23 protein-coding genes are annotated in these 26276 nt (G+C 73.2%); 14 read left to right on the top strand and 9 right to left on the bottom strand.

Annotation, left to right across the window (positions count from 1 at the left end):
- Nucleotides 1-142: 142 nt before the first annotated feature.
- Nucleotides 143-898, bottom strand: coding sequence for an SIS domain-containing protein (locus ACFVFH_RS24220; protein WP_383772218.1), 756 nt, complete (start codon nucleotides 896-898; stop codon nucleotides 143-145).
- 218 nt (nucleotides 899-1116) lie between these two features.
- Here ACFVFH_RS24220 and ACFVFH_RS24215 point away from each other — a divergent pair, with 218 nt between their 5' ends.
- Both ACFVFH_RS24215 and ACFVFH_RS24210 read left to right on the top strand, forming a co-directional pair.
- Entirely contained in the window at nucleotides 1117-1809 is a 693-nt protein-coding gene (locus ACFVFH_RS24215) for a metal-dependent transcriptional regulator (RefSeq protein WP_383772216.1), read from the top strand.
- Nucleotides 1810-2709: 900 nt separating this feature from the next.
- The gene (locus ACFVFH_RS24210) at nucleotides 2710-3603 is read left to right on the top strand and encodes an alpha/beta fold hydrolase (RefSeq protein ID WP_383772214.1); all 894 of its coding nucleotides are present in this window, start codon (nucleotides 2710-2712) and stop codon (nucleotides 3601-3603) included.
- 217 nt (nucleotides 3604-3820) lie between these two features.
- On the opposite strand, the gene ACFVFH_RS24205 is transcribed toward ACFVFH_RS24210, so the two are convergent.
- The 3 genes from ACFVFH_RS24205 to ACFVFH_RS24195 are packed head-to-tail and all read right to left on the bottom strand — an operon-like array spanning nucleotide 3821 to nucleotide 7008.
- A complete protein-coding gene (locus tag ACFVFH_RS24205) occupies nucleotides 3821-5467 on the bottom strand; it encodes a transporter (RefSeq protein ID WP_383772212.1) in 1647 nt (548 codons plus the stop codon).
- Complete coding sequence (locus tag ACFVFH_RS24200) at nucleotides 5464-6297, bottom strand: ABC transporter ATP-binding protein (protein WP_383772210.1); 834 nt, start codon at nucleotides 6295-6297, stop codon at nucleotides 5464-5466. Before ACFVFH_RS24200 ends, ACFVFH_RS24205 begins: the two co-directional genes overlap by 4 nt.
- A 39-nt stretch (nucleotides 6298-6336) precedes the next feature.
- Nucleotides 6337-7008 (bottom strand): bifunctional DNA primase/polymerase, encoded by a 672-nt coding sequence (locus ACFVFH_RS24195; protein ID WP_383772700.1) that lies wholly within the window; start codon nucleotides 7006-7008, stop codon nucleotides 6337-6339.
- A 349-nt stretch (nucleotides 7009-7357) separates the two neighbouring features.
- Here ACFVFH_RS24195 and ACFVFH_RS24190 point away from each other — a divergent pair, with 349 nt between their 5' ends.
- Nucleotides 7358-8740 carry a transcriptional regulator gene (locus ACFVFH_RS24190; RefSeq protein WP_383772208.1) on the top strand — a complete coding sequence of 461 codons (1383 nt, stop codon included), beginning with the start codon at nucleotides 7358-7360 and terminating at the stop codon, nucleotides 8738-8740.
- A gap of 179 nt (nucleotides 8741-8919) precedes the next feature.
- Nucleotides 8920-10440 carry a hypothetical protein gene (locus ACFVFH_RS24185; RefSeq protein ID WP_383772206.1) on the top strand — a complete coding sequence of 507 codons (1521 nt, stop codon included), beginning with the start codon at nucleotides 8920-8922 and terminating at the stop codon, nucleotides 10438-10440.
- Nucleotides 10441-10499: 59 nt separating this feature from the next.
- Here the strand turns inward: ACFVFH_RS24185 and ACFVFH_RS24180 are convergent, their stop codons facing one another.
- Nucleotides 10500-11786, bottom strand: a complete 1287-nt coding sequence (locus ACFVFH_RS24180) for an ABC transporter substrate-binding protein (RefSeq protein ID WP_383772204.1) — start codon at nucleotides 11784-11786, stop codon at nucleotides 10500-10502.
- Between the two features lie 117 nt (nucleotides 11787-11903).
- On the opposite strand from ACFVFH_RS24180, the gene ACFVFH_RS24175 reads away from it, so the two are divergent.
- Together ACFVFH_RS24175 and purU are read left to right on the top strand one after the other, a co-directional pair.
- Nucleotides 11904-12407, top strand: coding sequence for a hypothetical protein (locus ACFVFH_RS24175; RefSeq protein ID WP_383772202.1), 504 nt, complete (start codon nucleotides 11904-11906; stop codon nucleotides 12405-12407).
- Between the two features lie 28 nt (nucleotides 12408-12435).
- A complete protein-coding gene (gene purU / locus ACFVFH_RS24170; protein WP_383772200.1) occupies nucleotides 12436-13314 on the top strand; it encodes a formyltetrahydrofolate deformylase in 879 nt (292 codons plus the stop codon).
- A 39-nt stretch (nucleotides 13315-13353) separates the two neighbouring features.
- Here purU and ACFVFH_RS24165 read toward each other — a convergent pair whose 3' ends face one another.
- Nucleotides 13354-14694, bottom strand: coding sequence for a zf-HC2 domain-containing protein (locus ACFVFH_RS24165; protein ID WP_383772198.1), 1341 nt, complete (start codon nucleotides 14692-14694; stop codon nucleotides 13354-13356).
- Nucleotides 14691-15257: an RNA polymerase sigma factor gene (locus tag ACFVFH_RS24160; RefSeq protein ID WP_383772196.1), complete on the bottom strand. Its 567-nt coding sequence runs from the start codon at nucleotides 15255-15257 to the stop codon at nucleotides 14691-14693. Before ACFVFH_RS24160 ends, ACFVFH_RS24165 begins: the two co-directional genes overlap by 4 nt.
- Before the next feature lie 372 nt (nucleotides 15258-15629).
- Here ACFVFH_RS24160 and ACFVFH_RS24155 point away from each other — a divergent pair, with 372 nt between their 5' ends.
- On the top strand, nucleotides 15630-15992 hold the full coding sequence (locus ACFVFH_RS24155) for an STAS domain-containing protein (RefSeq protein ID WP_383772194.1): 363 nt from the start codon (nucleotides 15630-15632) through the stop codon (nucleotides 15990-15992).
- Nucleotides 15993-16147: 155 nt separating this feature from the next.
- Nucleotides 16148-16669: an EF-hand domain-containing protein gene (locus tag ACFVFH_RS24150; RefSeq protein ID WP_383772192.1), complete on the top strand. Its 522-nt coding sequence runs from the start codon at nucleotides 16148-16150 to the stop codon at nucleotides 16667-16669.
- A 74-nt stretch (nucleotides 16670-16743) separates the two neighbouring features.
- On the opposite strand, the gene ACFVFH_RS24145 is transcribed toward ACFVFH_RS24150, so the two are convergent.
- Nucleotides 16744-18282 carry a class I adenylate-forming enzyme family protein gene (locus tag ACFVFH_RS24145; protein WP_383772190.1) on the bottom strand — a complete coding sequence of 513 codons (1539 nt, stop codon included), beginning with the start codon at nucleotides 18280-18282 and terminating at the stop codon, nucleotides 16744-16746.
- A 144-nt stretch (nucleotides 18283-18426) separates the two neighbouring features.
- On the opposite strand from ACFVFH_RS24145, the gene ACFVFH_RS24140 reads away from it, so the two are divergent.
- The 4 genes from ACFVFH_RS24140 to ACFVFH_RS24125 all read left to right on the top strand — a co-directional run bounded on the left by ACFVFH_RS24140 (nucleotide 18427) and on the right by ACFVFH_RS24125 (nucleotide 22783).
- Complete coding sequence (locus ACFVFH_RS24140; protein WP_383772188.1) at nucleotides 18427-19632, top strand: amidohydrolase family protein; 1206 nt, start codon at nucleotides 18427-18429, stop codon at nucleotides 19630-19632.
- Nucleotides 19633-19641: 9 nt separating this feature from the next.
- The gene (locus ACFVFH_RS24135; RefSeq protein WP_383772186.1) at nucleotides 19642-20802 is read left to right on the top strand and encodes an acyl-CoA dehydrogenase family protein; all 1161 of its coding nucleotides are present in this window, start codon (nucleotides 19642-19644) and stop codon (nucleotides 20800-20802) included.
- A 7-nt stretch (nucleotides 20803-20809) separates the two neighbouring features.
- Complete coding sequence (locus ACFVFH_RS24130; RefSeq protein ID WP_383772184.1) at nucleotides 20810-21769, top strand: acyl-CoA dehydrogenase family protein; 960 nt, start codon at nucleotides 20810-20812, stop codon at nucleotides 21767-21769.
- A gap of 507 nt (nucleotides 21770-22276) precedes the next feature.
- The gene (locus tag ACFVFH_RS24125) at nucleotides 22277-22783 is read left to right on the top strand and encodes an ATP-binding protein (RefSeq protein ID WP_383772182.1); all 507 of its coding nucleotides are present in this window, start codon (nucleotides 22277-22279) and stop codon (nucleotides 22781-22783) included.
- Nucleotides 22784-22887: 104 nt separating this feature from the next.
- Here the strand turns inward: ACFVFH_RS24125 and ACFVFH_RS24120 are convergent, their stop codons facing one another.
- Nucleotides 22888-23814, bottom strand: coding sequence for a cyclase family protein (locus ACFVFH_RS24120; RefSeq protein ID WP_383772180.1), 927 nt, complete (start codon nucleotides 23812-23814; stop codon nucleotides 22888-22890).
- A gap of 83 nt (nucleotides 23815-23897) precedes the next feature.
- Here ACFVFH_RS24120 and ACFVFH_RS24115 point away from each other — a divergent pair, with 83 nt between their 5' ends.
- The gene (locus tag ACFVFH_RS24115) at nucleotides 23898-24812 is read left to right on the top strand and encodes an SDR family oxidoreductase (RefSeq protein WP_383772178.1); all 915 of its coding nucleotides are present in this window, start codon (nucleotides 23898-23900) and stop codon (nucleotides 24810-24812) included.
- A gap of 377 nt (nucleotides 24813-25189) precedes the next feature.
- Nucleotides 25190-26239, top strand: a complete 1050-nt coding sequence (locus tag ACFVFH_RS24110) for a Zn-dependent alcohol dehydrogenase (RefSeq protein WP_383772176.1) — start codon at nucleotides 25190-25192, stop codon at nucleotides 26237-26239.
- Nucleotides 26240-26276 lie beyond the last annotated feature (37 nt).

The raw sequence follows: 26276 nt of genomic DNA, 5'->3' as shown, positions 1-26276 counted from the left end.
CGCGAGGGCCCCTACCGGCGGCGCAGGGCCCCCACCAGCGGCGGAAGGCCCCACCAGCGGCGTTCAGGGCCCCCGCCGACGGCGGAAGGCCCCCGCGGACGGCGTTCAGTTCACGGCCCCGCCGACGGCGGAAGGCGGCGCGTCACTGGTGGTAGAAGATCCGGTCCCGGTACTCCGTCATGACGCGGTCGTTCCACTCGTAGCCGCCGTCCACGTTCCCCGACCGCAGCAGCGGCGGTTCCACGCCGCGCGCCGCGAGCTGTTCCGCCGCGGCGGCCATCATCGCCTGCATCAACGCACTGGTGACCACCGTCGACGCGGGCGCGAAGGGCGCCTCGATGCCGTCGAGCGTCAGCTCCGCGTCACCGATGGCGATCTTGCTGTCGAGCACGATGTCGCAGTGGTCCCGCAGGAAGCCGCCCGAGGAGTGCCGGGAGCGGGTGCCGTCCGCGTACGCCACCGACGTCACGCCGATGACCGTGAGGCCGAGCGCCCGCGCGTTCTGCGCCATCTCCACCGGGAGCGCGTTGCGTCCGGAGAGCGAGATGATCACGAGGACGTCGCCGGACCTGGCGGGGCTGGAGTCCAGCACGGCGCCCGCCAGCCCGTCGACCCGTTCCAGCGCGGAGCCGAGCGTGGCGGGCATGACGTCGACGCCGACCGTCCCCGGCACGGCCAGGAGGTTCATCAGGGCGAGGCCGCCCGCCCGGTAGACGACGTCCTGCGCGGCGAGCGAGGAGTGTCCGGCGCCGAAGGCGAAGAGCCGGCCGCCCGCGGCGACGGTGTCGGCGATCGCGGCACCGGCGGCCGCGATGGCGCCGGACTCCTCGTCGCGTACCCGCTCCAGCAGGCCGATCGCTGCGTCGAAGAACTGACCGGCCAGCTTGCTGTCGCTCATCGAGGAGGCCCTTTCCGGCGGGAGAAAGTGTTCATGGGTGTCCGTGCCGCGGATCACGTTGCGGTCTGGACCAGTGACCTGTCAATACCGCCTCTGCGGCCCTGTCGCACAGGCGTTGGACCGGCACGGCACGGTTGTCGGCGGTATGCGTCAGAATTGGGGCAGGGCCAGCGCGCAGCGCTTACGACGTTTTCCTGTCACAGCACCGAGGGGCACGAATGTCCGGACTGATCGACACCACGGAGATGTATCTCCGCACCATCCTCGAACTCGAAGAGGAAGGCGTGGTCCCCATGCGCGCCCGGATCGCGGAACGGCTGGACCAGAGCGGTCCGACGGTCAGCCAGACCGTCGCGCGCATGGAACGCGACGGCCTGGTGCAGGTGGCGGGCGACCGCCACCTGGAGCTGACCGAAGAGGGGCGCCGCCTCGCGACGCGTGTGATGCGCAAGCACCGGCTCGCCGAGTGCCTGCTCGTCGACGTGATCGGCCTGGAGTGGGAGCAGGTCCACGCCGAGGCGTGCCGCTGGGAGCACGTGATGAGCGAGGCCGTGGAGCGGCGGGTCCTGGAGCTGCTGCGCCACCCGACGGAGTCCCCGTACGGGAACCCGATCCCGGGCCTGGAGGAGCTGGGCGAGAAGGCCGAGGCCGACCCCTTCCTCCACGAGGGCATGGTGAGCCTGGCCGAGCTCGACCCGGGCGCCGAGGGCAAGACGGTGGTCGTGCGGCGGATCGGCGAGCCGATCCAGACGGACGCCCAGCTGATGTACACGCTGCGGCGCGCGGGTGTGCAGCCCGGTTCCGTGGTCAGCGTGACCGAGTCGCCCGGTGGCGTGCTGGTCGGCAGCAGCGGTGAGGCGGCGGAGCTGGACTCCGAGATCGCCTCGCACGTGTTCGTCGGCAAGCGCTGAGCAGCGCGCTGCCGAGCACGCGTACCACCGACGGGCGGGCACCCCTGGGCGGACAGTCGCCGAGGGGTGCCCGCCCGTCCCGGTCCGGCGGCCGTGCCGCCATGCCACCGGGGCGGCGGTCGGATGCCGGTGGTTGGCCGGATGGCGCCGCCGGGGGCCTCGCGGGGCGACGGCCGCTCGACCTTTTCCGTACGGAAGTGCAGCGTCCGGACGGTTCGCGTGCCAGGCTGTCGCTGAGGCATACCTGAGAGTGTCGGCCGATGGGCCGCGCGGTCGGGGAGGGAGCAGGCGCATGCGCCCGTCGTACCGGTGTATCCGGCATGTCCGGCACGCGCACCGGAGAGCTGCTGCCGTGATCCCGGCCGTCCGCGCCGCGCGCGCCGGTGCCCGGGGGAGCGCCCGCGGGCGGCCCCGGGAATCGCACGCCCCCGGCCCGGCCCCCGTCGTACCCGTCGTACGAGGGGCCTCCGCCGCCCGGCGCGGACCCGCGCGGACGGCGTGCGGGACGGCTTCCCGAACGGCTTCCCCGAGGGCTTCCGGAACGGCTTCCCCGAGGGGTTCCCGGACGGTTTCCCTGCGGGCTTCCCGGACGGTTTCCCGGACGGCGGAGGGCCCCGGCGCCTCCCGGCGCCGGGGCCTGTCCTCCCCTGCTGTGACCTGGAGCCCCGAGCTCTCAAGGTCGCTCCCCACGGGCCCTCATCCCCGAGTGGCCCGCCTCCCGGAGAAGGTCTCCCCTCCGCCGCCGCCATCAATCCTTGGAGGTGGTCACTCGAACGAGCGGTGTTGGGTGGCGGAACCCGGTTTTCGAATATGAGTTCGATAGTCTGGCGTGACGCGACCACACGGTGATCGAGCAGTGATCGAGCGGTGATCGAGGACCAGAAGGGGGTGCCAGGACATATGGTGCGGCGCATCGATGTGACCGGGACCGGTGGCGTACGCCTCGCGGCCTGGGAGTTCGCCGACCCGCCCAAGGGGCGCGCGGAGGGCGAGCGGCCCCCCGGGGTCTTACTGCTCCACGGCCTGATGGGCCGGGCCGCGCACTGGGCCTCGACCGCGCGCTGGCTCGCGGAGCGGTACCGGGCCGTCGGCCTCGACCAGCGCGGCCACGGCCGCAGCGACAAGTCGGCCGAGGGCCCGTACACCCGTGACGCGTACATCACCGACGCCGAGGCGGCGATCGAACAGCTCGGCCTCGCCCCCGTCACCCTCGTCGGGCACGCGATGGGAGCGCTGACGGCCTGGCAGCTCGCCGCGAAGCGCCCCGACCTCGTCCGGGCCCTGGTCATCTGCGACATGCGGGCCTCCGCGCTCGGCGCGGCCTCGCAGCGCGAGTGGGAGGACTGGTTCAAGACCTGGCCGGTGCCGTTCGCGACGCTCTCCGACGTACGGAAGTGGTTCGGCGAGGACGACCCCTGGGTGGAGCGGCCCAACCCGGCCCGTGGCGAGTTCTTCGCCGAGGTGATGGCCGAGCGGGCCGACGGCTGGCGCCCCGTCTTCTCCCGCCGCCAGATGCTCCGGACCCGCGCGACCTGGGTGTTCGACGCCCACTGGGAGGAGCTGGCGCAGGTCCGTTGCCCGACCCTGGTGCTGCGCGGTCTCGACGGCGAGCTGGGCCGGGCGGAGGCCCAGGAGATGGTCCGCGTGCTGCCGCGCGGGCAGTACGCGGAGGTCGCCGACGCCGGCCATCTCGTCCACTACGACCGGCCCGAGGGCTGGCGCGCGGCGGTCGAACCCTTCCTGGAGCAGTTCGCCGAGGGCCCCCGGGCCGACCGCGAGCCCGTCCCGATGTGACGCTGCGGGGCCCTGCCGCGGGACGGGCGACAGGACCCCGCCGTAAGCAGACCTCGCTACGGGACCCCGCGACGGGACCTCGCGAAAGGATCTTGCGACGGGGCCCCGCGACAGGACCTCGCGGGCAGAACCGCCCCGCCCCGCCCCGTCCCGTGCGGGCCGGCAGACCGGCCCGCACGTCCCCGTCCAGGCGGGCTCGCCCGTCCCGTGGTGGTGGTCAGCCCTTGCTGACCGCCGCCAGGATCTCCGGGAGCCGGTCCGCCGTGCGGGGCGCGGCGAGCCGCAGCCCCGCCCAGATGATCAGCGCCCCGTACCCGGCCCCCACCGGCAGCAGCAGCCAGAGCCACTGCTCCAGACCGGCGACATGCAGCCAGATCGTCATCGCGACCACCGGCGCGCAGAGCAGCCCCGCCGAGACCATGCCGCCGAAGATCGAGATCCAGGCGAGCCCGGCCTGTCCCGGTGCCACGTTCTTGAACGCCCCGTCCTGCGGGATCGAGTACGGGAAGTTGGCCGACGCCACCGCACCCGTCGCCAGCATCCCGCCCAGCAGCGCGAACGACAGCCCCATGACCTCCGGCAGGTCGCCCCAGTCGCCGAGCAGCGCCGCGGTCACCACCGTCACCAGGATCGTGTAGGGCAGCGTGATCAGCAGCAACGCCAGGGCGCGCGCCCGCAGTTCCAGATACGCGTCCCGGGTGGAGGAGATCGTCAGCGCCACCATCCAGAACGCGGAGGTGTCCTGCCCGAACTGGTTGTACATCTGGATGCCGAGCATCCAGGCGGCGAAGCAGGCGAAGTAGATCGAGCCGCTGCCCTGGAGCGCGTTGACGACCGGCACGATCAGCCCGATCGCCAGCGCCGTGGTCCAGGCGGCCTTGGTCTTCGGGTCGCGCGCGATGTACCGGAGGCTGCGCTCCATCACCGTGCCCGTGCGCCCCCGGGGCAGCAGCGCGGTGAGCCGCGGGCCGTCCTTGCCGGTCTTCTCGCGGCCCGGCCCGGCCGCGGCCAGGGTCGATCCGTCCGGGGCCGTCATCAGCTTCGCCAGGCTCCGCTGCCACAGCCACAGCAGCGCTCCCAGCGCCGCGACGGACAGCAGCAGCTGCGCGAGGGCCTGCCCGTACGCGCCCCGCGAGGCCGAGTCCACCGCCCCGACCGCAGAGGCGGGCGGCAGCCAGCGCACCACGTCCGCCGCCGGATCGAGCGCGGTGAGCCCGCCCGCCCGGCCGAGCCGCTGCGCACCGAAGTTGACGAACTGGAAGCCGACCGCGATCACCAGCCCGCTGAGCACCGCGAGATCGCGGCCCTTGCGGGAGGTCAGCAGCCGGGTGTTGGCCGTGGCCACGGTCCGCGCCAGCGCCACGCACAGCAGCAGCGCGAGCGGCGCGGCCACCACGGCGAACACCGCGCCGACCGCCCCGCTCGCCACCGCGAAGACGGATCCGGCGGCCAGGCAGAGCGTGAACAGCGGACCGATCCCGACCAGCGAGGACGCCAGCAGCGCCCCGATCAGCGGGCGCGGACGCAGCGGCAGCATCACCAGCCGGCTCGGGTCCAGCGTCTCGTCGCCGGCCGCGAAGAACAGCGGCATCACCGCCCAGCCGACCGCCGTCACGGCCGCCAGCAGCACCACGAGGGTCGCGGCGTGGGCGTAGCCGTGCAGCGCGATCAGCCCGATCAGCAGGCCCGCCGCGATCAGCAGGGTGAAGACGACGGAGGCGATGTACGCGGCCCGTCGGCCGGCCGACTGCCGCAGCCCGTTGCGCAGCAGGGCCAGCTTCAGCCGTACGAAGACGCCGACGAGTCCCTCGCCGGTGCCGGCCGGTCCGGGCGCGGTGCCCACCGGGGCGTCGAGCACGCTCATCGCTTGCCGCCCAGCCAGTCCAGGGATTCGCCGGTGGTGCGGGAGCCCGCGCCGACGAGTTCGAGGAAGGCGTTCTGCAACGAGGTCGCCCCGCCGCGCACCTCCTCCAGGGTGCCCTGGGCCCGGATCGTCCCGGCCGCCATGACGGCCACCCACTCGCAGAGGGACTCGACCAGCTCCATCACATGGCTGGAGAAGACGACGGTCGCCCCCGAGCGGGTGTAGCGCTCAAGGACTTCGCGGATGGTCTGTGCCGAGACCGGGTCGACGCCCTCGAACGGCTCGTCGAGGAAGAGCACTTCGGGGTTGTGCAGCAGCGCGGCCGCGAGCCCGATCTTCTTGCGCATGCCGGTCGAGTAGTCGACGACCAGCTTGTGCTGGGCGCCCGCCAGGTCGAGCACGTCGAGGAGCTGGGTGGCCCGCTTGTCGACCTCGGCACCCGGCAGCCCCCGCAGCCTGCCGGTGTACGCGAGGAGTTCGCGCCCCGAGAGGCGCTCGAAGAGCCGCAGCCCCTCCGGGAGGACGCCGATCCTGCTCTTCACCTCGACGGGGTCGCGCCACACGTCGTGCCCGGCCACCTCGACGGTGCCGTGGTCGGGCCGGAGCAGCCCGGTGACCATCGACAGCGTGGTGGTCTTGCCCGCGCCGTTGGGCCCGACGAGACCGATGAACTTGCCCGCGGGCAGCTCCAGATCGATCCCGGCCACCGCGGTCTGTTCCCCGAACCGCTTCCACAGCCCCTGTACGCGAACGGCGGGCGGCGGCGTGGCCGGTCCGCCCGCCGCCCCACCCGCCTGCGGCTCTCTGCCGGTCTCTGTCCCGTCCTGCATGATGCACTGCCTTTCGGTGGCCCCGTTTTCGGGACCACCCTACGAAAGGGTGCCCGGCGGGCGGCGGGTCCGTGCGTCGGCCGCTTCCCTGGCGCAGGCGTAGGCGAGCGGGCTGATGAGCTCCTCCGCGTCCGGCAGCCAGCGGTTGGCGGTGGTGGGGCGGCGGGCCCACTGGACCGCCCCGCGCCCGCCGATCCGGGTCGGCGGAGCGGTCACGTAGTGCCCGTCGCCCCGGCCGACCAGGTCGACCGCGGCGGCCCGCCAGCCCAACTTCCCCACCAGCCCGTCCGACTTGGCGGCCGCGCCCGGCAGCACGAAGAAGAACATCCGCCGGTCGGGGCTGTGCACGACGGGGCCGAGCGGCAGGCCCATCCGCTCCATCCGGGCCAGCGCCAGGAAGCCCGCGGACTCCGGTACGTCGATCGCGTCGAAGGCGCGGCCGGTGGGCAGCAGGATCGACGCCCTCGGGTGCCGGGACCACATCCGGCGGGCCGCGGCCCCGCTGCCGGTGGCCTGGCCCGCCCAGTCGGGGCCGGCCGGGTGGGCGCCGGGAACGGCGCAGCGGGCGTCGCCGCAGGAGCACCGCTCGGCCCCCTCCACCGCCTCCAGCCAGGTGCCAGGACACACGTCCCAGTGCCGCTCCTCCGCGTACCGCACCGCCGCGTCGGGCAGTTGCTCACCCCGCTGCCGGGGGACCTTGGCGGCTTCCATGACGACGACGGGCTCTTCGACTCCGATGTCTTCCACGCAGAGCACAACTACGGCCAATGCTCGGGGTTACGGGGGTGACGGGTGCGCCACGGCGCATCGATCCGGCATACAGGGCGCATGGATGCATGGGCGGGGGCGCGCGTGAGGCGGTGCCCCGTGAGACGGGTAGCCACATACGGGCAACCGCCCGGCGGCCGACGTACGGGTCCGGAACGGTCGGCCTCTGTCATATGCCGACATGAATGACAAGGAACACGACGCACGTGACGAACACCATGAATCTGTGCATTTTCCGCGTATTCGCCGGGCAGTGATCGGCTCAATGATCACTGCGGCCTCAGGGGGAAACATGGCAGCCAGGCCTCTCGTCGCCCGCCAGCCGAACGAACGGCTCCAGGCGCTCATCCAGGAAGCCGGATGCTCCAACGCCGGCCTCGCCCGCCGCGTCAACATGGTCGGCGCGGAGCGCGGGCTCGACCTGCGCTACGACAAGACGTCCGTGGCCCGTTGGCTGCGTGGACAGCAACCACGCGGCAGGGCACCGGGAATCATCGCCGAGGCGCTCGGCCGCAAGCTCGGCCGTACGGTCACGATCGACGAGATCGGCATGGCCAACGGCAAGAACCTGGCGTCCGGCGTCGGGTTGCAGTTCGCCCCGACCGTGATCGGCGCCATCGAGCAGGTCAGCGAGTTGTGGCGGAGCGACGTCGGACGCCGCGACTTCCTGTCCGGTTCGGCGGTCGCGTCCTCCGCGCTCGTCGAACCCAGCCGCGACTGGCTGATCACCGGCGCCGATCCGCAGGTGGCGCGGGCCGCCGGCGCCCGGGTCGGGATGCCGGACGTGGAGGCGGTGCGGGCCATGACGACCGCGTTGGTCGACCTCGACCACCGGTTCGGCAGCGGACATGTGCGGCCGGTCCTGGTGCACTACCTCAACAGCGTGGTCTCCGGGCTGCTCTCCGGGGCGTACCGCGAATCGGTCGGACGGCAGCTGTTCGCGGCGGTCGCGCGGCTCACCGAACTCGGCGGCTACATGGCGGTCGACACCGGCCAGCCGGGGCTCGCCCAGCGCTACTACATCCAGGCGCTGCGCCTGGCCCAGGCGGCGGGCGACCGGGCGTACGGCGGTTATGTGCTGGCCGCCTCCATGAGCCATCTCGCCGCCCAGCTCGGCAACCCCCGGGAGATCGCCCAGCTGGCCCGCGCCGCACAGGAGGGCGCGCGGGGCCATGTCACCCCGAGGGCGGAGGCGATGTTCTACGCGGCGGAGGCCCGCGGCCACGCCCTGCTGGGCGACGCCCGCACCTGCCAGGCGGTGACGGGCCGCGCGCTGACGGCCATGGAGCAGGCCGAGGCGGACACGGGCGACGACCCCGACTGGATCGCCCACTTCGACCAGGCCTATCTCGCGGACGAACTGGCGCACTGCCACCGCGACCTCGGCCAGCCGGAGGCGGCCGCGCGCCGGGCGAAGGAGTCCCTGGCGGGCCACCCGGAGTCCCGGACCCGCCGCCGCGGCATCGGCCTGGTGCTCCTGGCCACGGCCCAGGTCCAGATGCGCGAGGTGGAGCAGGCCTGCCACACGGGCACCCGGGCGATGGAGCTGCTCGGTTCGGTCCGCTCCAGCCGGGGAGCGGAGTATCTGGACGATCTCCAGCAGCGGCTGATCCCGTACGGGGACGAGTCGGCGGTGCGCGAGTTCGGCGCACGGCTGGAGCTCCAGGCGGCCTGACCGGGGCCGGGCGGGCCCGGACGACAACGCGTCCGGGCCCCCGTTAACTGCGTCCCGGGAGCGCTGAGCGTTACAGCGCCTGTGAAGGGCTGGTGAGTCACCACACACGCTTGGCGGACGGCGGCAACCACCCGATAGCGTGAGCCGACGATTCCGTAGGTTTACACGTAGGAGTCCCGGTGACGCAGAGCGGACAGGGTGACGAGCAGCAGCTCCCTGCTGTACGGCCCGCGCACGAAGGTGTCGTGCTGCCCGCGGGTGGCGGCGAGCCCTGGATACCAGGGGGCCCGGCGGATCAGGCCGCCCCGGCGGGCGGCCGGCCGTGGGGCCAGCCCTGGGGGCCGCAGGCGGCGCACCAGGACGCCCCGCAGCAGTCCCCGTCGCAGCCCCTGCCCCCGGCGCACGCCCAGGGGCAGGGGGCGTACGGGCAGGGGCAGTACGGCCCGCCGCAGCAGGGGCAGGGGTACGGGCAGCCGCCGGTACCGCAGCACGCGCAGATGCCGCAGGCCCAGCCGCTGCCGCCCGTGCACCCCCAGCAGCAGCAGCCGCAGCATCCCCAGCAGTCCCCGTACCCCCAGCAGCCGCAGCAGCCGCAGTCGTTCGCGCAGCCGCTGCCGCCCGAGGCCGGGGCGGGCGGCGGGGACGCGGACGCCACGCAGTACATCGCGCCGGTGCCCGGCGGAGCCGGGCCGGGCGGGCCGCCGCCGGAGAACCCCGCGGAGTCCACCCGCTTCCTCGGCCACGGAGCCCCGCCGCAGCAGCAGGCGTATCCGCAGCAGCCGGGCCAGGGCGGCGACGCCGAGGCGACCCAGTACATCCCGCCGGTCCCCGGCGGCGCCCCGTACGGCATCAGGCCCGGGGCCCCGGGCGAACGGCAGCCGCCCGCCGAGTTCGACAACCTGTTCCGCAGCGACGAACCGTCGGGCGCCACCCAGCAGATGCCCCAGTTCGACCCCGGTCCCCGTTACCAGGGCGCCCCCCAGCCCCCGCCGTCGCAGCAGGCCCCGCACCCGCACCCGCAACCCCCGTACCAGCCGGTGGGCGAGGAGCCGCAGGGTCCGGCGCCGCGCAAGAAGCGGGCGCACGTCACGCTGATCGCGGCGGTCGTGGCGGGCTGCGCCGTCGTCGGGCTCGGCGCGGGCGCGCTGATGAGCGGCGGCGACTCGGACAAGGACGACAAGGAGCCGGTCGCCGCGGCGAGTTCACCCGCCGGGGAAACCAAGGAGCAGCCCCCGGCCGATCCGGCGAAGCCGCAGGCCGAGGCGCTCGACAAGCTGCTGGCGGACAGCAACAACAGCCGCTCCGCGGTCATCGGGGCGGTCGAGAAGACCAAGAACTGCACGGACCTGGACCAGGCGGTGTCCGATCTGAAGGGCGCCGCCCAGCAGCGCCGCGATCTGGTGACCCGGCTCGAAGGGCTCTCCGTCGACAAGCTGCCGGACCACGCGCAGCTGACCGCCTCCCTCACCCGGGCCTGGAAGGCCTCGGCCGCCGCCGACGACCACTACGCCGCCTGGGCCGGACAGGCCAAGGACGGCAAGAAGGTGTGCAAGCACGGAAAGGCGCGTACGACCTCCGAGACGCAGGCGGCCACCGTGCAGAGCGGCGAGGCGAGCAAGGCGAAGCGGCAGGCGTCGGGGCTGTGGAACTCGATCGCGTCGAAGTACGGGCTGACCCGCCGGGCGGCGACGGAGCTGTGACGGCCGGGCGGGGCGGCGAGCCGTCCCGTCCCGCCCGGTGGAGCGGGCGGACCCGGCGGTCAGCCCTTCGCGCTGGCGTCCGAGAGCGTCTTCGAGACGTCCATGAACCCCTTGCGGTCCGCGACGAGCCGTCCGTCGCGGACCACCTGGAACGTCACCTTGGTGTTGACGATCCGCGGATACGCGGACGAGCCCAGCACGTCCTTGAAGCCCCAGCGCAGCACCGGGGTGAGGCCGCCGGTGTCGGCCGGGGTGCCTCCGTTGAGGGCGTTGGTGAGCTTCCAGGCGGTGATCTCCGGGGAGTCGATCGCCTTCACGATCTCCTTCAGCACGGTGTACGCGACCCAGGTGGTCTGCGCGCCCGTGTCGTCCGGGTCGATCCGGTTGTCGCCGAAGGCGTGCTCGCGGATCGCGTTGCGCATCCCGTCCCAGCGGGCGTCGCCCGCGTCCGGGTACCAGCCGGTGATGTAGGCCCCCTCGAACGGGCTGTTCCGGCCCCCGGTGCTGTCGATCAGCGGCTGGTCGACGCTGCCGAGCACGGAGGAGATCCGTACGCCACCGCCCCCGTGCGACGGCTCCAGCCGCCGGAACGAGTCGAAGAAGGTCTCGGTGCGCTTCCCGAGCACCGCGGTCACACAGCCGTCGGAGGCCCCCGCGGCCTGGAGCGCCGCCCCGGCGGCGTCGTCGTACGACGTGGCCGCCTCCGACGCCCGGACGTCGGCGGGCGCGGGCCGGCCCGCCTCGGTGAGCCCGGTCCTCAGCAGCCAGGCCTGGCCGTCGCCGCCCAGGGTGTCGGGCCGGACCACGGAAACCCGCGCGCAGCCGCGGGCCAGCTGCCGGGCGTTGCCCGCGAGCAGGGCGGGCTGCCCGCCGTTGACCGGGTAGGAGTTGTAGCTGCTGAACTCCTCGTCGGAGGCGCCGTAGCCGCCGATGTAGGGGATTCCGGCGCCCTCCAGCGGCGGCATGAACGCCGCCCCGTGCCGGCTGTACGAGCCGACGACCGCGACCGCCTTCTCCTTGACGGCCCGGCGGGCGCAGTTGGCCGCGCCGATCGAGGTGTCCTCCTCCTCGCAGGTGATGACGCGCAGCTTGTGACCGTCCAGCCCGCCGTCGCCGTTGGCCCAGCGGGCATAGGCGCGCGCCATGGCGGTCATTCCCGCCATATTGACCGCGTCCGGCCCGGTGACACCGCTGGGGGCCCACGTCATGACGGTGACGGGCTCCCTGGAGCCCCCCGTGGCCCCAGGGAGTGCGCCGCAACCGGTGACCAGCAACGCCCCGGCCGCCGCCGTACACGCGAGGAGCCCGTAGGGGCGGGGGGAGGTGGGGCGTCGCCGTCCGGTCATGGGCATGAACGTTTCCGCCCGTGGGGTAACGCCACAGTGTGCCCGGCTCAACGCTCGGTGACATCCGGGTGAATTGCGGGGGCCGGTGCGGGGGGCCGAAAAGGGAACGTACGATCGATGACCGTGCAGCAAGGTTCGGAGAACTCTTCCCGTCGCGGCCGTCGCTCCTCCACCATGGGCGGCATGCCGCTGAATGACATGCCTTGGTGGCGCTGGCGCAGCAATGTGCGTTCGGCGCTGCACATGCTCTCCGACCCCGTCTTCCACCACGAGTGCTGGCTGGCCGGACAGGAGGGGTACGGCGACGTCACCGACGCCGTGTACCGCCTGGTCGAGGACACCTGGCTGGACAACTGGTCCGCCGAGAAGTACATCGGGACGATCTTCCGCGACGCGGGCGAGGCCGCTCTCGTCGACGGCGCCGTGCTCCGGGTGCTGCGCATCATGCACCAGGTCGGCGCGGACGCCCCCGTCTCGGCGTATCTGGAGCACCACGGCTGGCCGGAGGCCGTACGCGCCGCCCGCGAGGCCCATGTGCTGCTCGCCGGGAACGACGGGGAGGACCCCGACACGCCGCCGCGCTCCCTCGACGTGCTCCGCATCATGACCGGATCGGCCTGATTCCGGGCCGGTGTGGCACGCTACGGGGATGACCGCGCCGCAGCCCGCCGAAACCGCCGCCGAGCAGTACGTCCTCACCCTCTCGTGCCCCGACAGACAGGGCATCGTGCACGCCGTGTCGAGCTATCTCTTCATGACCGGCTGCAACATCGAGGACAGCCAGCAGTTCGGCGACCACGACACGGGCCTGTTCTTCATGCGGGTGCACTTCTCGGCGGGCGCCCCGGTGACCCAGGAGAAGCTGCGGGCCAGTTTCGCCGCGGTCGGCGACTCCTTCCGGATGGACTGGCAGATCCACCGCTCCTCGGACCGGATGCGGGTCGTGCTGATGGTCAGCAAGTTCGGGCACTGCCTCAACGACCTGCTCTTCCGCTCCCGGATCGGGGCGCTGCCGGTCGAGATCGCCGCGGTCGTCTCCAACCACACGGACTTCGCCGAGCTCGTCGCCTCGTACGACGTCCCGTTCCGGCACATCCCGGTGACCAAGGAGACCAAGGCCGCCGCGGAGGCGCGGCTGCTGGAGCTGGTCCGCGAGGAGAACGTCGAGCTGGTGGTCCTCGCCCGCTACATGCAGGTCCTCTCGGACGACCTCTGCAAGCAGCTGAGCGGCCGGATCATCAACATCCACCACTCCTTCCTGCCGAGCTTCAAGGGCGCGAAGCCGTACCACCAGGCGCACGCCCGGGGAGTGAAGCTGATCGGTGCGACGGCGCACTATGTGACCGCGGACCTCGACGAGGGGCCGATCATCGAGCAGGAGGTCGCGCGGGTGGGCCACGGCGTCACGCCGGACCAGCTCGTCGCCGTCGGACGTGATGTGGAGTGCCAGGCGCTGGCGCGGGCCGTGAAGTGGCACGCGGAGCGCCGCATCCTGCTCAACGGCCACCGCACGGTGATCTTCGCCTAGCGTTTCCACGGGCGGCCCGGCCCCGGACCCGGTCCGGTTCTAGAGTCTGCTCAGCGAGGCCGCGGCGAAGAGCACGTCGCGGATCGCCTCGCGGTCGCCCTCCTGACCGGCCGCCGCCTCCACCGGCGGCACGTGCCCGGCCACCAGTCGGCAGAACTCCACGCCGTCCAGCGCGACCTGGGCCACGGCGTGCGCGGAGGAGCCGAGCGCGGCCGGGGAGTCCAGCGGGATGTACCAGTCGCCGCCGCCCGAGCCCTCCACCTCCAGATGCAGCGAACGGCCCGGGGACCCGGCCGTCACCAGATGGCGGGCGGGCCCGGCCAGACCCGTCCTGCGGCGCTCGGCCAGGACGGCGGGCAGCAGCCGGACCGCCAGGTCGATCATCCGGTGGAGATGGGCGGGGGACGGCGGCTCGTACGGATAGTCCACCGCGTCCGCGATGTCGCCGCCGTGCAGCCAGCATTCGAAGGCCCGGTCCAGCAGGGCGTCGTGCAGCGGAAGGGCGAAGTCCCCGTACGAGACGGAGAGCTCGGAGACCCCGCGGCCCGCGAAGGAGACCGTACGGATCAGGGTGTGGCTCTGCGCCCGCCACGGCTCGTGGACCGCGCGGGTGGGCGGGAGCCGGGTGGCGGACCAGTAGGTCTCGGTGCGGGCGGCGGGGGAGAGCGGCCAGTCGGTGCCCCGGCCGAGGACGCCGTCGCCGAGCGGCACTTCGATGTCGAGAGCGGTGCCGAGCAGTCCGTCGACGGTCATGAGGTGGCCGATGACGCCCGCGACCGTGGTCTTGCGGCGGACCTCCTGCTCGCCCTCGAACCACTTCAGCCGCACCGGTGCGTGCCACTCCGGGCCGCCGATGTCCCGGAGCAGCGCATCGAGCCGCGCGGTCTCCGCGTCGTACGGGGCGGCCCAGTCCGGCACCGGGATGTCGGCCGGGCGGCGGCTCAGACAGGCGTCGATCACCCGGGTGCGCAGCGTCGGATCGAGGTCCAGGCTGCGGTCGGTGTGCAGCAGCCCGACCGCGTCGCGCAGCCGCAGCGCCTCGTCCGCGCAGGCGGCGCACCCGGTCAGATGCGCCTCGACGGCCGCGGCCTCCTCCGCCGAGCAGGCCGCCAGGGCCCATGCGCCGAGGAGCGCCTTGAGGACCTGGTGCGGCAGCACCGGCGGGTCCGATGGGTCCGATGGGTCCGATGGGTCCACGGCGGCTTCCGGTTCCGGTGCGGTCGGCCGCGGTTCCCCGGGCGGTTCCGAGGGGACGGGCGGCGGTACAGCGGCGAGGTCGAGATCGTCCGCGGCGGACCGGGGGCCGGGTATGCGCCGGGCGTTTCGCACCTCGTCGTCGCGTCCGCCGTCCTCGCGCCCGTCGGCGTCCCCGCCGGTCACGGCGTCGGTCCGTATCCGGGCGGCGAGGTCCCTTCCAGCGGGCGGGTGCGGGCGGTGGAGAGCAGTTGCAGCCCGAGCCGGAGCCGGCGGCGGGCCTCGTCCTCGGTGACCCCGAGGTCGGCCGCGGTCTGCCGGTAGTCCCGGCGCTGGACGTACGCGAGCTCCAGCGCGGCCCGCAGCGGGGCGGGCATGGACGCGACGATGTAGTCGGCCCGCGCCGAGGCCGTGGCCCGGTGCACCCGTTCCTCCAGGGCGCTGCCGTCGTCGTCCGTGGCGTCGTACTCCTCGCGCAGCCGCCGCACGGACTGGCGGTGCGTGAGCCGGGCGACCCAGGAGCGCATCGAGCCCTGCCTGGGGTCGTAGGCGTCCGGGTTCTCCCACACGTAGCCGAAGACCTCGCGGGTCACCAGGTCGGCGGCGGTCTCGTCGTCCAGCATCCGGTGGGCCTGGCTGTGCACGAGCGAGGCGAACCGGTCGTAGAGCTCGCCGAGAGCGGCCGCCTCACCGCGTGCCAGCCGCTGCTGCATCCTGCGGTCCCAGCGGGGTGGTGCGTTTTTCGCCATGCGGCCCCCAGACCTGTTCCCCTCGTCACACAGAATGTAGTCGGCGGCGCCGGAAACGCACTGCCCTTTGGGGCAAGTACGCCCATGAAGAGGCCCGGGATGATAGGGAATGCACCCGCGGGCGAGGGCGGAGCCGGGCCCGGAGCGATCATTTCTGCCCGAATCCGACTGTGTCCTGACAGGGCACTCGGTGTTTCACGGGGGTGCGACGGGGGCAGCCGCGAGAAGGAACGGAAACTTCCGGATCGTTGCCATCCCCGGAACGAGAGGCCCAGTCGCGTGAGGAAACCCTGTCCTCCTGGAAACGGCCCTCGGGCCGCGGCCGCCCGTCTTCCCCGGCCCGCCCAGGAAAGCCCCCGCAATCCGCTCACCGTGGCCGAGACCCTGCGGGGCAGATGGACCGTGCTGCACATACACGGCGAACTGGATCTGGCGACCTCGCCCGCCGTGCGCCAGTCCGTCCACGAGGCGGTGGCGGTCGGCCGCCACGACGTGGTGCTCGACCTCTCCGGGGTCCTGTTCTGCGACTCCAGCGGCGTCGGCGTACTGATCGCCGCCCGTCGTCTGATGCGTTCCTGCGGGGGCCGGCTGCGGCTGATCCTGCCGGCCCGGGGCGCGGAGGACGGCTCCCACGTCAACCGGGTGCTGGCCGCCCTCGGCGTGCGCCGCCTCTTCGACGTCTACCCCGACTGGGACGCGGCCGTCGACGAACGGTCCCGGCCGCTCTCCGCGTGAGAGCCCGTCCCCGGGGCGCCGCGCGCCTTGCCGCAGGCGCGCGGGGCCCCGTCGCGGCCGCGGGGGCGGGGCGCCGGTGGCCGGGTTGTCGCACGGGCGGTGCGCGTAAGTGCGTAAGCGACACGCGGCGCCCTTCGGCGTCGTACGCTCCCCGCATGGACAGCGCAGAGTATGAGCGCAAGATCGCCTTCCGCTTCGCCGCCTTCGACCAGGACGGCAACGGATGCATCGATCGCGCGGATTTCAGTGCCGCCGCCGCCCGACTGCTCGCCGAATTCGGTACGAAGGCGCGCTGCGACAAGGGTCAGGCGCTCTACACCGGGGCCGAGGCGCTCTGGCAGGGCATGGCGGGCATCGCCGATGTCGACGGGGACCAGCGCGTCACCCGCGAGGAGTTCGTGGGCGGGGCCGTGAAACGGCTGCGCGACAACCCGGAGCGCTTCGCGGAGATCGCCCGCCCCTTCCTGCGCGCGGCGATCGCCGTGGCGGACCAGGACGACCTGGGCGCGGCCCCCGTACCGGCCGTGGTGCGGGCGCTCAAGGTGCTGGGGGCGGACGCCGGGACGGCGGAGCTCGCGGCGCGGAGCCTGGACGCGGACGAGGACGGCGCGATCACGGAGGACGAGGCGGTGTCCGCGTTCGCCGCGTACTTCACGGTGATCGCCCCGGACGCGTAGCGCCGGGACCACGGGGGTGCGGGGCGGGAGACCCGCACCGCACCCCGCCCCTGACCCGCACCGCACCCCGCCCCTCAGGCGAACCACTCCCGCAGCCGGTACTTCAGCACCTTGCGCAGGGTCTCGTTGCGCGGCAGGGCGTCCACCACCTCCAGCCGCTCCGGCAGCTTGTGCACGGAGAGTCCCTCGGCGCGCAGATGCGCCGTGACCCGCGCCAGCGTCAGCGGTCCCGCGCCCGCGGGCTGCTCCACGACCGCGCAGACCAGCTCGCCCCGTTCGCGGTCCGGGAGCCCGACCACCGCCGCGTCCCCGACGTCCGGATGCCGGTGCAGCAGGTCCTCTATCTCCTTGGCGGAGATGTTCTCGCCCTTGCGGATGATGATGTCCTTCAGCCGTCCGGTGAGCACCAGATGGCCGCTCTCCCGGACGTGGCCGACGTCCCCGGTGATCAGGAACCCCTCGGCGTCGAACACCGCCGCCGACGCCACCGGGTCCAGATAGCCCGCGCAGACGGCCTCCCCGCGCAGCCGCACCTCGCCGTCCGTGCCGCGCGGCAGTGGCTTGCCGTCCTCGTCGGTGATCCGGATCTCCATCCCCGCGGGCGGCCGCCCCTCCGTCGTGGCGAGGTGCTCCGCCGTGTCCTCCGGGTCGCCCATCGTGATCATGGGGACCTCGGTCATCCCGTACCCGTGGGTGAGCTGGACGCCCATCTCGCGCACCACCGCGTGGTACAGCTCCGGCGGTTTCGGCGCGCCGCCGCCCGCCAGCAGCCGCAGGGTGGGGACCGGCCGCTGGTCCGGCGCCTTGCGCTGTTCGGCCAGGAACATCGAGTAGAAGGCCGTGGAGCCGCCCGCGACCGTCACCCCGTGGCGCCGGTACTCCGCCAGCGCGCCGGGCAGCGCGAAGTGCTCGAACAGCGCCGCGGGGAACCCGTACAGCAGCAGCATCACCGCGTAGTCCGGCCCGCCGACATGGGCGAACGGGAAGGCCACCGAACCGATGTCGTCCGCCGTCAGCCGCAGCGCGTGGGCCAGGCAGGAGCCGCCCGCGATCAGGCTGCGGTCGGTGTGCAGCACCCCCTTCGGGTCGGAGGTGGTGCCCGAGGTCCAGTAGATCCAGCGCACCGCCGTACCGTCGGCGGGCGGCGGCGGGAGCACCGACGGGTCGCCGTCCGGCAGTGACGCGTACGCCTCGAACACCGTCACCGGCCGGTCCGCCGTCAGCCGTGCGGCCATCGCCGTGTGGTCGAAGCCGCGCCAGGTGCCCGGTACGGCGAAGAACTCCGCCTGCGACCCGCGCAGCGCGAACCCCACCTCGCGGTCCCGGTAGAACGGGATGACCGGTGACTGCACGGCTCCGATCCTGGTCAGCGCGAACGACAGCAGCACCGTCTCGATCCGGGTCGGCAGCTGCCAGGCGACGACGGTGCCGGGGCGCACGCCCATCTCCCAGAGCCCGGCCGCGACCCGCTCGCCGCGGTCGCGCAGCCCGCCGAAGGTCAGGGTGCGGTCGTCCTGGATCAGGAACGGGCCATCCGGGCTCAGGCCGGCCCGGCGTTCGACGAGTTCCCAGAAGGTGCCCGATGCACCCAGGGCGTGCGCGTTCTCGGTCACGGCGAACCCCTCACAGCTGACGGATAGTCAGATAGTGCGGAGAGCGTAGAGCGCCGCGCCTTGTCGGTCCAGGGGTGCGGGGCTAGCCTGGGAAAGCCGTCGATCTGACGGGTCATCAGAAATGTGTGCGCCGAAGGGGACACCATGACGGAACTGCCTCGGATCGTCAGCGTCGACGACCATGTGATCGAGCCGCCGCACCTCTTCTCGACCTGGCTGCCCGCCCGGTACCGCGAGCGCGGGCCGCAGCCGCTGACCGCGGGCATCGGGGAGCTGGCCTACACCGGCGGCAAGTACGTCATCACGATGGACCCGGACGGCCCGCCCACCGACTGGTGGATCTACGAGGACCTGAAGTTCCCGTACAAGCGCAACATCGCGGCCGTCGGCTTCGACCGGGACGACATGACGCTGGAGGGGATCACCCGGGCGGAGATGCGGCCCGGCTGCTGGGACCCGGCCGAGCGGCTCAAGGACATGGACCTCAACCACGTCGAGGCGAGCCTCTGCTTCCCCACCTTCCCGCGCTTCTGCGGCCAGACCTTCGCCGAGGCGCACGACAAGGAGGTCGCGCTCGCCTGCGTCCGCGCCTACAACGACTGGATGGTGGAGGAGTGGTGCGGCGACAGCGGCGGCCGCCTCATCCCGCTCTGCATCATCCCGCTCTGGGACATTGACCTGGCCGTCGCCGAGATCCGGCGCAACGCGGCCCGGGGCGTGCGGGCGGTCACCTTCTCCGAGATCCCCACCCACCTCGGCCTCCCCTCCATCCACACCGGCTACTGGGACCCGTTCTTCGCCGTCTGCGAGGAGACCGGCACGGTCGTCAACATGCACATCGGGTCCAGCTCGCAGATGCCCGCCGCGTCACCGGACGCCCCGCCCGCCGTCCAGGCCAGCCTCTCCTTCAACAACGCCATGGCCTCGATGATGGACTTCCTGTTCAGCGGGGTCCTGGTGAAGTTCCCCCGGCTGAAGCTCGCCTACAGCGAGGGCCAGATGGGCTGGATCCCGTACGCCCTGGAGCGGGCCGACGACGTCTGGGAGGAGCACCGGGCCTGGGGCGGGGTGCGCGATCTGATCCCCGAGCCGCCGTCCACGTACTACTACCGGCAGATCTTCTGCTGCTTCTTCCGCGACAAGCACGGCATCGCCTCGCTCGACGTCGTCGGACGCGACAACGCCACCTTCGAGACCGACTACCCGCACGTCGACTCGACCTTCCCGCACACCAAGGAGGTCGCCCTCGACCACGTCAAGGGGCTGGACGACGAGACCGTCCACAAACTGATGCGCGGGAACGCGATCAGGATGCTCGGCCTCGACCTGGACCGGGACCGGGCGAAGTAGGCGCGCGCGATGGACCTCGCGTACACGGAGGAGGAAGAGGAGTTCCGGGCGCGGCTGCGCGCCTGGCTGGCCACCGCGCTCCCCGCACTGCCCGCGAAGCCCGCCCCCGACGACTGGCCGGGGCGCCGCGCGTACGACACGGCCTGGCAGCGGATGCTGTACGACGCGGGCTACGCGGGCCTGCACTGGCCCGTCGACGCGGGCGGCCGGGGCGCCACCCCGACCCAGCACCTGATCTTCCTGGAGGAGACGGAGCGGGCCGGGGCCCCGTACGTCGGCGCGAACTTCGTCGGGCTGCTGCACGCGGGCCCGACGATCGCCGCCGAGGGCACCGCGGAGCAGCGGGCCCGCTGGCTGCCGCCGGTGCTGCGGGGCGACGAGATCTGGTGCCAGGGGTTCAGCGAGCCCGACGCCGGGTCGGACCTCGCCGCGCTGCGGACCAGGGCGGTGCGCGACGGCGACCACTACGTGGTCAGCGGCAGCAAGATCTGGACCTCGCACGCCGAGGTCGCCGACTGGTGCGAACTCCTGGTGCGCACCGACCCGGCGGCGCCCCGGCACCGGGGGATCAGCTGGCTCGCGATGCAGATGGACGCCCCGGGGGTCACCGTCCGCCCGCTGCGCACCCTCGCCGGGTCCACCGAGTTCGCCGAGATGTTCCTGGACGAGGTACGGGTGCCCCTCACGCACCGGGTCGGCGCGGAGAACGACGGCTGGCGGGTCACCATGGTCACCCTCTCCTTCGAGCGCGGCACGGCGTTCGTCGGCGAGGTCGTCGCCTGCCGCCGCACCCTGGCGGCCCTGGCGGCCGAGGCCCGGCGCAACGGACGCTGGGACGACCCGGTCCTGCGGCGCGGCCTCGGCAGGCTGAACGCCGAGTTCCAGGCGCTGTGGCGGCTCACCCAGTGGAACGTCGGCGAGGCGCAGCGGGCCGGCGGCCGGGGCGTGCCCGGAACCGGCGGCTCGGTCTTCAAGCTGCGCTACTCGCACGCCCGCCAGGAGCTGTACGAGACGGCGGCCGAGGTGCTCGGCGCGGACGCCGCCGACCTGGACCGGGAGTGGGTCCTGGACCGGCTCTCCTCGCTGTCGTACACCATCGCCGCGGGCACCTCGCAGATCCAGCGGAACATCGTCGCCGAACGCATACTCGGCCTGCCGAAGGGGCGCTGACGCACTCATGGACTTCCAGCTCTCGGACGATCAGCGGGCCCTGCGGGCGGGGGTGCGGGAACTCCTCGCCGGGCGCTTCGGCAGGGACCGGATGCGGGCCGCGCTGGACGCCGGTGACGGGGTCGACCGGGCCCTGTGGCGGGAGCTCGGCGAGGCCGGGTTCTTCGCGCTGCGGCTGCCGGAGGAGGAGGGAGGCGTCGGCCTGGGGCTGCCCGAGGCGGTCCTGCTCTTCGAGGAGGCGGGGCGCTCGCTGCTGCCGGGGCCGCTGATCGCCACCCATCTCGCGGCCGGCCCGGTGAAGGGCGCGGCCCGGGGCGAGGCGGTGGTGGCCGTGCACGAGGAGGGGCGGCCGGTGGCCCACCTGGGCGAGGCGGACGCGCTGCTCGTCCTCGCGCCCGGCGACGGTACGGGGGCGCCGGGGGAGACCGCGACGGTACGGGACGCCGCCCCGGTGCGGGAGGCCGCCGACGCCGTACGGTCGGTCGACCCGTTCACGCCCCTGTGGCGGGTCGAGGGCCCGGTGGAGGCCGGTGAGCCGCTGCCCCGGGGCGGGCGGATACGCGCGGAGGGCGCCCTGCTCGCCGCCGCCGAACAGCTCGGCAGCGCCGCCCGGACGACCGAGATGGCCGTCGGGTACGCCGGTGCGCGCGAACAGTTCGGCGCGCCGATCGGGTCCTTCCAGGCGGTCAAGCACCTGTGCGCCGGGATGCTGGTCCGCGCCGAGGTGGCCCGCTGCGCGGTGTACGCGGCGGCCGTGACCGGGGACCCGGCCGAGATCGCCGGCGCCAAGCTGCTCGCCGACGACGCGGCGGTCCGCAACGCACGGGACTGCCTCCAGGTACACGGAGGCATGGGATTCACCTGGGAATCAGATGTTCACCTGCACCTCAAGCGGGCCTGGCTGCGGTCCGGGCAGTGGCTCACCGCGGCGGCGGCCGAGGAGGTGCTTGCGGGGAACCTGTGCTGAAGCCGGACGGGTTCCGTGCAGGCTTCGGGCGCCCGGACGCACCCCGCGCGCAGATCACGGACCGGTACAGCGGCCTCACGCTGCGGAGTTACGCAGTGCAGTCGAAGGGCGCGGGCCCCGGCCCGCGTTCTTCACGTCTTCCGTCACGGGGTGGAGTCGGCGCCCGGCTCGGGTACGCTCCGTTGGATGCGACAGGAACTGGAACCGGGCGATCCGGGCGTTGCCCGTGCGGCGACTCCGGCCCGGACGAGGTGCCCTGCTCGCGTTCCAGGCAGAAGCGCCGGGCGTGCCCGGGAGGCAGCTCCCGCGGCCTTTGCGCGCCTCTGTTCGACTCCCCGCAACGTGCGTCGCACAGTATGCACCACGGGTACTCCTTCGCGCTGGAATATGCCCGAAGCGCTTGTTGCGGTGACTGTACGTCAACCATGCTGTCTCGCAGGGGAATCACGTTCCGTGACCCCGAGGAGGCGCGAGGCGATGTGTCCGCCGGTTCGGATGGTGTGAGCGGTGCAGGTGCTTCAGGTTCAGCTGGAGGTCGGGCCGGATCCCGCGGAGGTCGGGCGGGCCCGTAGATGGGCCCGGTCGAGACTGGTCGGGTCCGGGATAAGGGACGACGAGCCACTGGCCGAGACGCTCATCCTGCTGATCTCGGAGCTCGTCACCAACGCGGTGGTGCACACCGGGTGCCCGGCCGTGCTGCGCATGCTCTTCGGCCTGACGGGCACGGCAGGCGGGTCCGGGACCGTCCGGGTCGAGGTGGCCGACGCCAGCTGCCGTCCGCCGCAGCAGCGCCACGCCGCCGGTGAGGACACCAACGGCCGGGGCCTGGAGCTGGTCGACGGCCTGGCCGACCGCTGGGGCTGGCAGCCGGAGGGTGCGGGCAAGCGCATCTGGTGCGAGGTCGACCGCGGCGCTCCGCTGATCCAGCTGCCGCTGCACTCCGTGGTGCAGGGCGCGGCGGACGCGGACCGCGACGCGCGCACGGTCGCGCGCCCCGTGCCGAAGCTCGCCTAGCCCCCTGCCGAAACTTGCATAAAGGTTAAAGCAGTCCGTTCCGGCCGCCCCCGGACCGGGCTCCGGCCCCTGTCGTCCTGCCCCTCCCCGGCATCGGACGGGGCTCAGAGGATCGCGACCGGGGCGACCGGGGTGCCGGTCGCGCCGACGAACGGCTCCGGCATCGCGGAGAGCAGGAAGGCGTACCGCCGCTCCTGCGCACAGGCTGTGGACAGGCCCTCCAGGTTCCAGTTCTGGCCCTGGAGCATGCCCATCTCGACCAGGTGCAGCGCGTGCACCCCCAGCCAGAGGTCCTCGATCTCCGGCGGGAAGATCTCGAAGGTCAGGGTGTCGTTGGCGACCGCCGCGACATCGCGCGCGCGGAACCACTCGGGCGTCCGGACCGACAGGCCGGGCGAGGGGTAGCCGTAGGCGTGCTTGTCGCCCGCCAGATAGACCTGCACCTGCCCGGTCCGTACGAGCACGATGTCGCCGGAGCCGACCCGCACGCCCGCCAGCTCCTCGGCCGCCTCCAGGTCCTCGGGGGTGACCGCGTGGCCGCCGGGCAGCCTGTCCGTGTCCAGGGCGCGTGCCACGTCGAGCAGCACTCCGCGCGAGACGATGTGCGGCGCCTTCTCGATCCCGCTGAACTCCGCGCCGCCGTGGGCGGTGATCGTCGCGGCCGGGCGGCCGTTGTAGATCCGCCCCGAGTGCGAGGCATGGGTGAGGGCGTCCCAGTGGGTGGCCGTCTGGAGGCTGAGGACCGCCGTGTCGTCGCTGGTGGCAACGGTGCCGGGGCCGAAGAGCTCCTGGTTGATCTGGACCATGGTGTGCAGCGGATTGATCCGCCCGGCGATCAGTCCGCTCTGGACGCCGTCCTGCCGGAGGGGGAGCGCGAGCGGTATCCGCAGGCCGCTGCGGACGGTGGCGGCGGCCTCGCGCACCACGGCGTCGGTGATCAGGTTGAGGGTCCCGATCTCGTCGTCGGCGCCCCAGCGGCCCCAGTTGCTGACCCGCTTCGCGATGTCGTGGAACTCGGCCGGCAGTGACATGGCGCCTCCTGGGGCTTGTGCTCGTGGACCTGATGGCCCATAAAATCTAACGGTCCGTCAGAAACCGCGGGAAGGGGCCGGGCATGGGGAACTTCTTGGCAGGCAGGGTGGTGGCCGTGACGGGTGCCGGGCGCGGCATCGGGCGGGCGGTGGCGCTCGCGGCCGCGGCCGAGGGGGCGCGGGTCGTCGTCAACGACTACGGCGTCTCCATCGAGGGCGGCGAGCCGAGCAGCGAGGTGGCCGAGTCGGTCGTCAAGGAGATCGTGGCGGCGGGCGGCGAGGCGGTGGCGGTCGCCGACGACATCTCCACGATGGCGGGCGGTCAGCGGATCGTGGACACGGCGCTCGCCCGGTTCGGCCGGATCGACGGCGTCGTCTGCGTCGCCGGGATCCTGCGCGAGCGGATGCTGTTCAACATGTCCGAGGAGGAGTGGGACCCGGTGGTCGCCACCCATCTCAAGGGCACCTTCACCGTCTTCCGGGCCGCGTCGGCGGTGATGCGCAAGCAGGAGGGCGGCGGCACCCTGATCGGCTTCACCAGCGGCAACCACCAGGGCAGCGTCGCCCAGGCCAACTACAGCGCCGCCAAGGGCGGGATCATCTCGCTGGTCCGCAGCGCGGCGCTCGGTCTGCACAAGTACGGCGTCACGGCCAACGCCGTCGCCCCGGTCGCCCGTACCCGGATGTCCGCCAATGTGCCCATGGAGCTCAAGGAGATCGGCGAGCCGGAGGACGTGGCGGCGCTCGTCGTCTACCTGCTCAGCGAACGGGCCCGCCAGGAGAAGATCACCGGCCAGGTCTACACGGTCGCGGGGCCGAAGATCGCGGTGTGGGCCCAGCCGAGGGAGCTGCGGGCCGGTTACGTCGAGGGGGCGTGGACCCCGGAACGGATCGCGGACTTCCTGCCCGGGACGGTGGGCACCGACCCGATGCCGATGCTGGCCCGGCTGGAGGAGATGGCCGCGGCGGCCGCGGCGAAGGCACGGCCGAACGCCTAGGGCCTGTCTTCGGACTGCGGTCGTCCGGCCGGAGGCCGCACGACAGACGGCAGTTCGAAGACAGGGCCTGGGGCCGTCTGCGAAGTGCGGCCGGAGGCCGGGCCGGGCCGTGCGGTGTCCGGTACGCGCGGTCTCCGGGCCGGGCGGTCTTGGGTACGGGTCGGAGGCCGCACGGCAGACGGCAGTTCGAGGACAGGGCCTGGGGCCTTTCGCCCGGACCGGGCCGGATCACGGTCCGGTGCCCACCGTCCGGACCGCTCCGGACCGGGGCGCGGGGCCGGGCGCCGGGGCGCGCGGGCCCGGCGGCCGGCCGGGCGGGCCCGGACCCAGCGGAACACCATCGCCGAGCGGCTGCTCGGCCTACCGAGGGAGCCCGGATGAGAGGCGTCGTCTTCGACGGCAAACGGACCGAGGTCGTCGACGATCTGGAGATACGTGAACCGGGGCCCGGTGAGGTGCTGGTGGCGGTGGCCGCGGCCGGGCTGTGCCACAGCGACCTCTCGGTGATCGACGGGACGATCCCGTTCCCGCCACCGGTGGTGCTCGGACACGAGGGCGCGGGCGTGGTGGAGGCGGTCGGCGCGGGCGTCGCCCATGTGGCGCCCGGCGACCACGTCTCGCTGTCCACGCTCGCCAACTGCGGGGCGTGCGCCCAGTGCGACCGGGGGCGCCCGACCATGTGCCGCAAGGCGATCGGGCGGCCGGGGCGGCCGTTCACGCGGCGCGGGAAGCCGCTGTACCAGTTCGCCTCCAACTCGGCCTTCGCCGAACGGACCCTGGTCAAGGCCGTACAGGCGGTGAAGATCCCGGCGGACATCCCCCTGGCCTCCGCGGCCCTGATCGGCTGCGGGGTGCTGACGGGCGTGGGGGCCGTGCTCAACCGGGCGAAGGTCGACCGGGGGGACACGGTCGTGGTGATCGGCACCGGCGGCATCGGTCTCAACGTGATCCAGGGCGCCCGGATCGCGGGCGCGCTGACGATCGTCGCCGTGGACGCCAACCCCGCGAAGGAGGCGGCGGCCCGGCAGTTCGGCGCGACGCATTTCCTGACCTCGGCGGACGGCGTGCGCGAGATCCTGCCGGACGGCGCCGACCACGCCTTCGAATGCGTGGGCCGCACGGAACTGATCCGTACCGCGATCGACCTGCTGGACCGGCACGGCCAGGCGGTCCTGCTGGGCGTCCCGGCCGCGACGGCGCAGGCCTCGTTCCTCGTCTCGTCGATGTACCTGGACAAGTCGATCCTGGGCTGCCGCTACGGCTCCTCGCGCCCGCAGCGCGACATCGCGCTCTACGCGGAGCTGTACCGGGAGGGCCGGCTGCTCCTGGACGAACTCGTCACCACCACCTACCCGGTGGAGGACTTCGCCAGGGCGGCGGACGACGCGCACCACGGCCGGGTGGCCCGGGGCGTGCTGATGTTCTGACCCGCGCCCGCGGGAGCCCGCGAGCGCCCGGGGCGCC

Origin of the sequence: Streptomyces sp. NPDC057697 (assembly GCF_042799335.1) — a bacterium.
GTDB lineage: Bacteria > Actinomycetota > Actinomycetes > Streptomycetales > Streptomycetaceae > Streptomyces.
The sequence above is the reverse complement of the archived record's forward strand: the minus strand, read 5'-3'. Positions and strand labels throughout refer to the sequence as shown.

What these genes read in the sequence shown, in the direction of transcription:
- ACFVFH_RS24220 (WP_383772218.1), bottom strand. Translation starts at nt 898, where the DNA reads ATGAGCGACAGCAAGCTGGCCGGTCAGTTCTTCGACGCAGCGATCGGC.
- ACFVFH_RS24215 (WP_383772216.1), top strand. Translation starts at nt 1,117, where the DNA reads ATGTCCGGACTGATCGACACCACGGAGATGTATCTCCGCACCATCCTC.
- ACFVFH_RS24210 (WP_383772214.1), top strand. Translation starts at nt 2,710, where the DNA reads ATGGTGCGGCGCATCGATGTGACCGGGACCGGTGGCGTACGCCTCGCG.
- ACFVFH_RS24205 (WP_383772212.1), bottom strand. Translation starts at nt 5,467, where the DNA reads ATGAGCGTGCTCGACGCCCCGGTGGGCACCGCGCCCGGACCGGCCGGC.
- ACFVFH_RS24200 (WP_383772210.1), bottom strand. Translation starts at nt 6,297, where the DNA reads ATGCAGGACGGGACAGAGACCGGCAGAGAGCCGCAGGCGGGTGGGGCG.
- ACFVFH_RS24195 (WP_383772700.1), bottom strand. Translation starts at nt 7,008, where the DNA reads ATGGAAGCCGCCAAGGTCCCCCGGCAGCGGGGTGAGCAACTGCCCGAC.
- ACFVFH_RS24190 (WP_383772208.1), top strand. Translation starts at nt 7,358, where the DNA reads ATGGCAGCCAGGCCTCTCGTCGCCCGCCAGCCGAACGAACGGCTCCAG.
- ACFVFH_RS24180 (WP_383772204.1), bottom strand. Translation starts at nt 11,786, where the DNA reads ATGACCGGACGGCGACGCCCCACCTCCCCCCGCCCCTACGGGCTCCTC.
- ACFVFH_RS24175 (WP_383772202.1), top strand. Translation starts at nt 11,904, where the DNA reads ATGACCGTGCAGCAAGGTTCGGAGAACTCTTCCCGTCGCGGCCGTCGC.
- purU (WP_383772200.1), top strand. Translation starts at nt 12,436, where the DNA reads ATGACCGCGCCGCAGCCCGCCGAAACCGCCGCCGAGCAGTACGTCCTC.
- ACFVFH_RS24160 (WP_383772196.1), bottom strand. Translation starts at nt 15,257, where the DNA reads ATGGCGAAAAACGCACCACCCCGCTGGGACCGCAGGATGCAGCAGCGG.
- ACFVFH_RS24150 (WP_383772192.1), top strand. Translation starts at nt 16,148, where the DNA reads ATGGACAGCGCAGAGTATGAGCGCAAGATCGCCTTCCGCTTCGCCGCC.
- ACFVFH_RS24140 (WP_383772188.1), top strand. Translation starts at nt 18,427, where the DNA reads ATGACGGAACTGCCTCGGATCGTCAGCGTCGACGACCATGTGATCGAG.
- ACFVFH_RS24135 (WP_383772186.1), top strand. Translation starts at nt 19,642, where the DNA reads ATGGACCTCGCGTACACGGAGGAGGAAGAGGAGTTCCGGGCGCGGCTG.
- ACFVFH_RS24130 (WP_383772184.1), top strand. Translation starts at nt 20,810, where the DNA reads ATGGACTTCCAGCTCTCGGACGATCAGCGGGCCCTGCGGGCGGGGGTG.
- ACFVFH_RS24120 (WP_383772180.1), bottom strand. Translation starts at nt 23,814, where the DNA reads ATGTCACTGCCGGCCGAGTTCCACGACATCGCGAAGCGGGTCAGCAAC.
- ACFVFH_RS24115 (WP_383772178.1), top strand. Translation starts at nt 23,898, where the DNA reads ATGGGGAACTTCTTGGCAGGCAGGGTGGTGGCCGTGACGGGTGCCGGG.
- ACFVFH_RS24110 (WP_383772176.1), top strand. Translation starts at nt 25,190, where the DNA reads ATGAGAGGCGTCGTCTTCGACGGCAAACGGACCGAGGTCGTCGACGAT.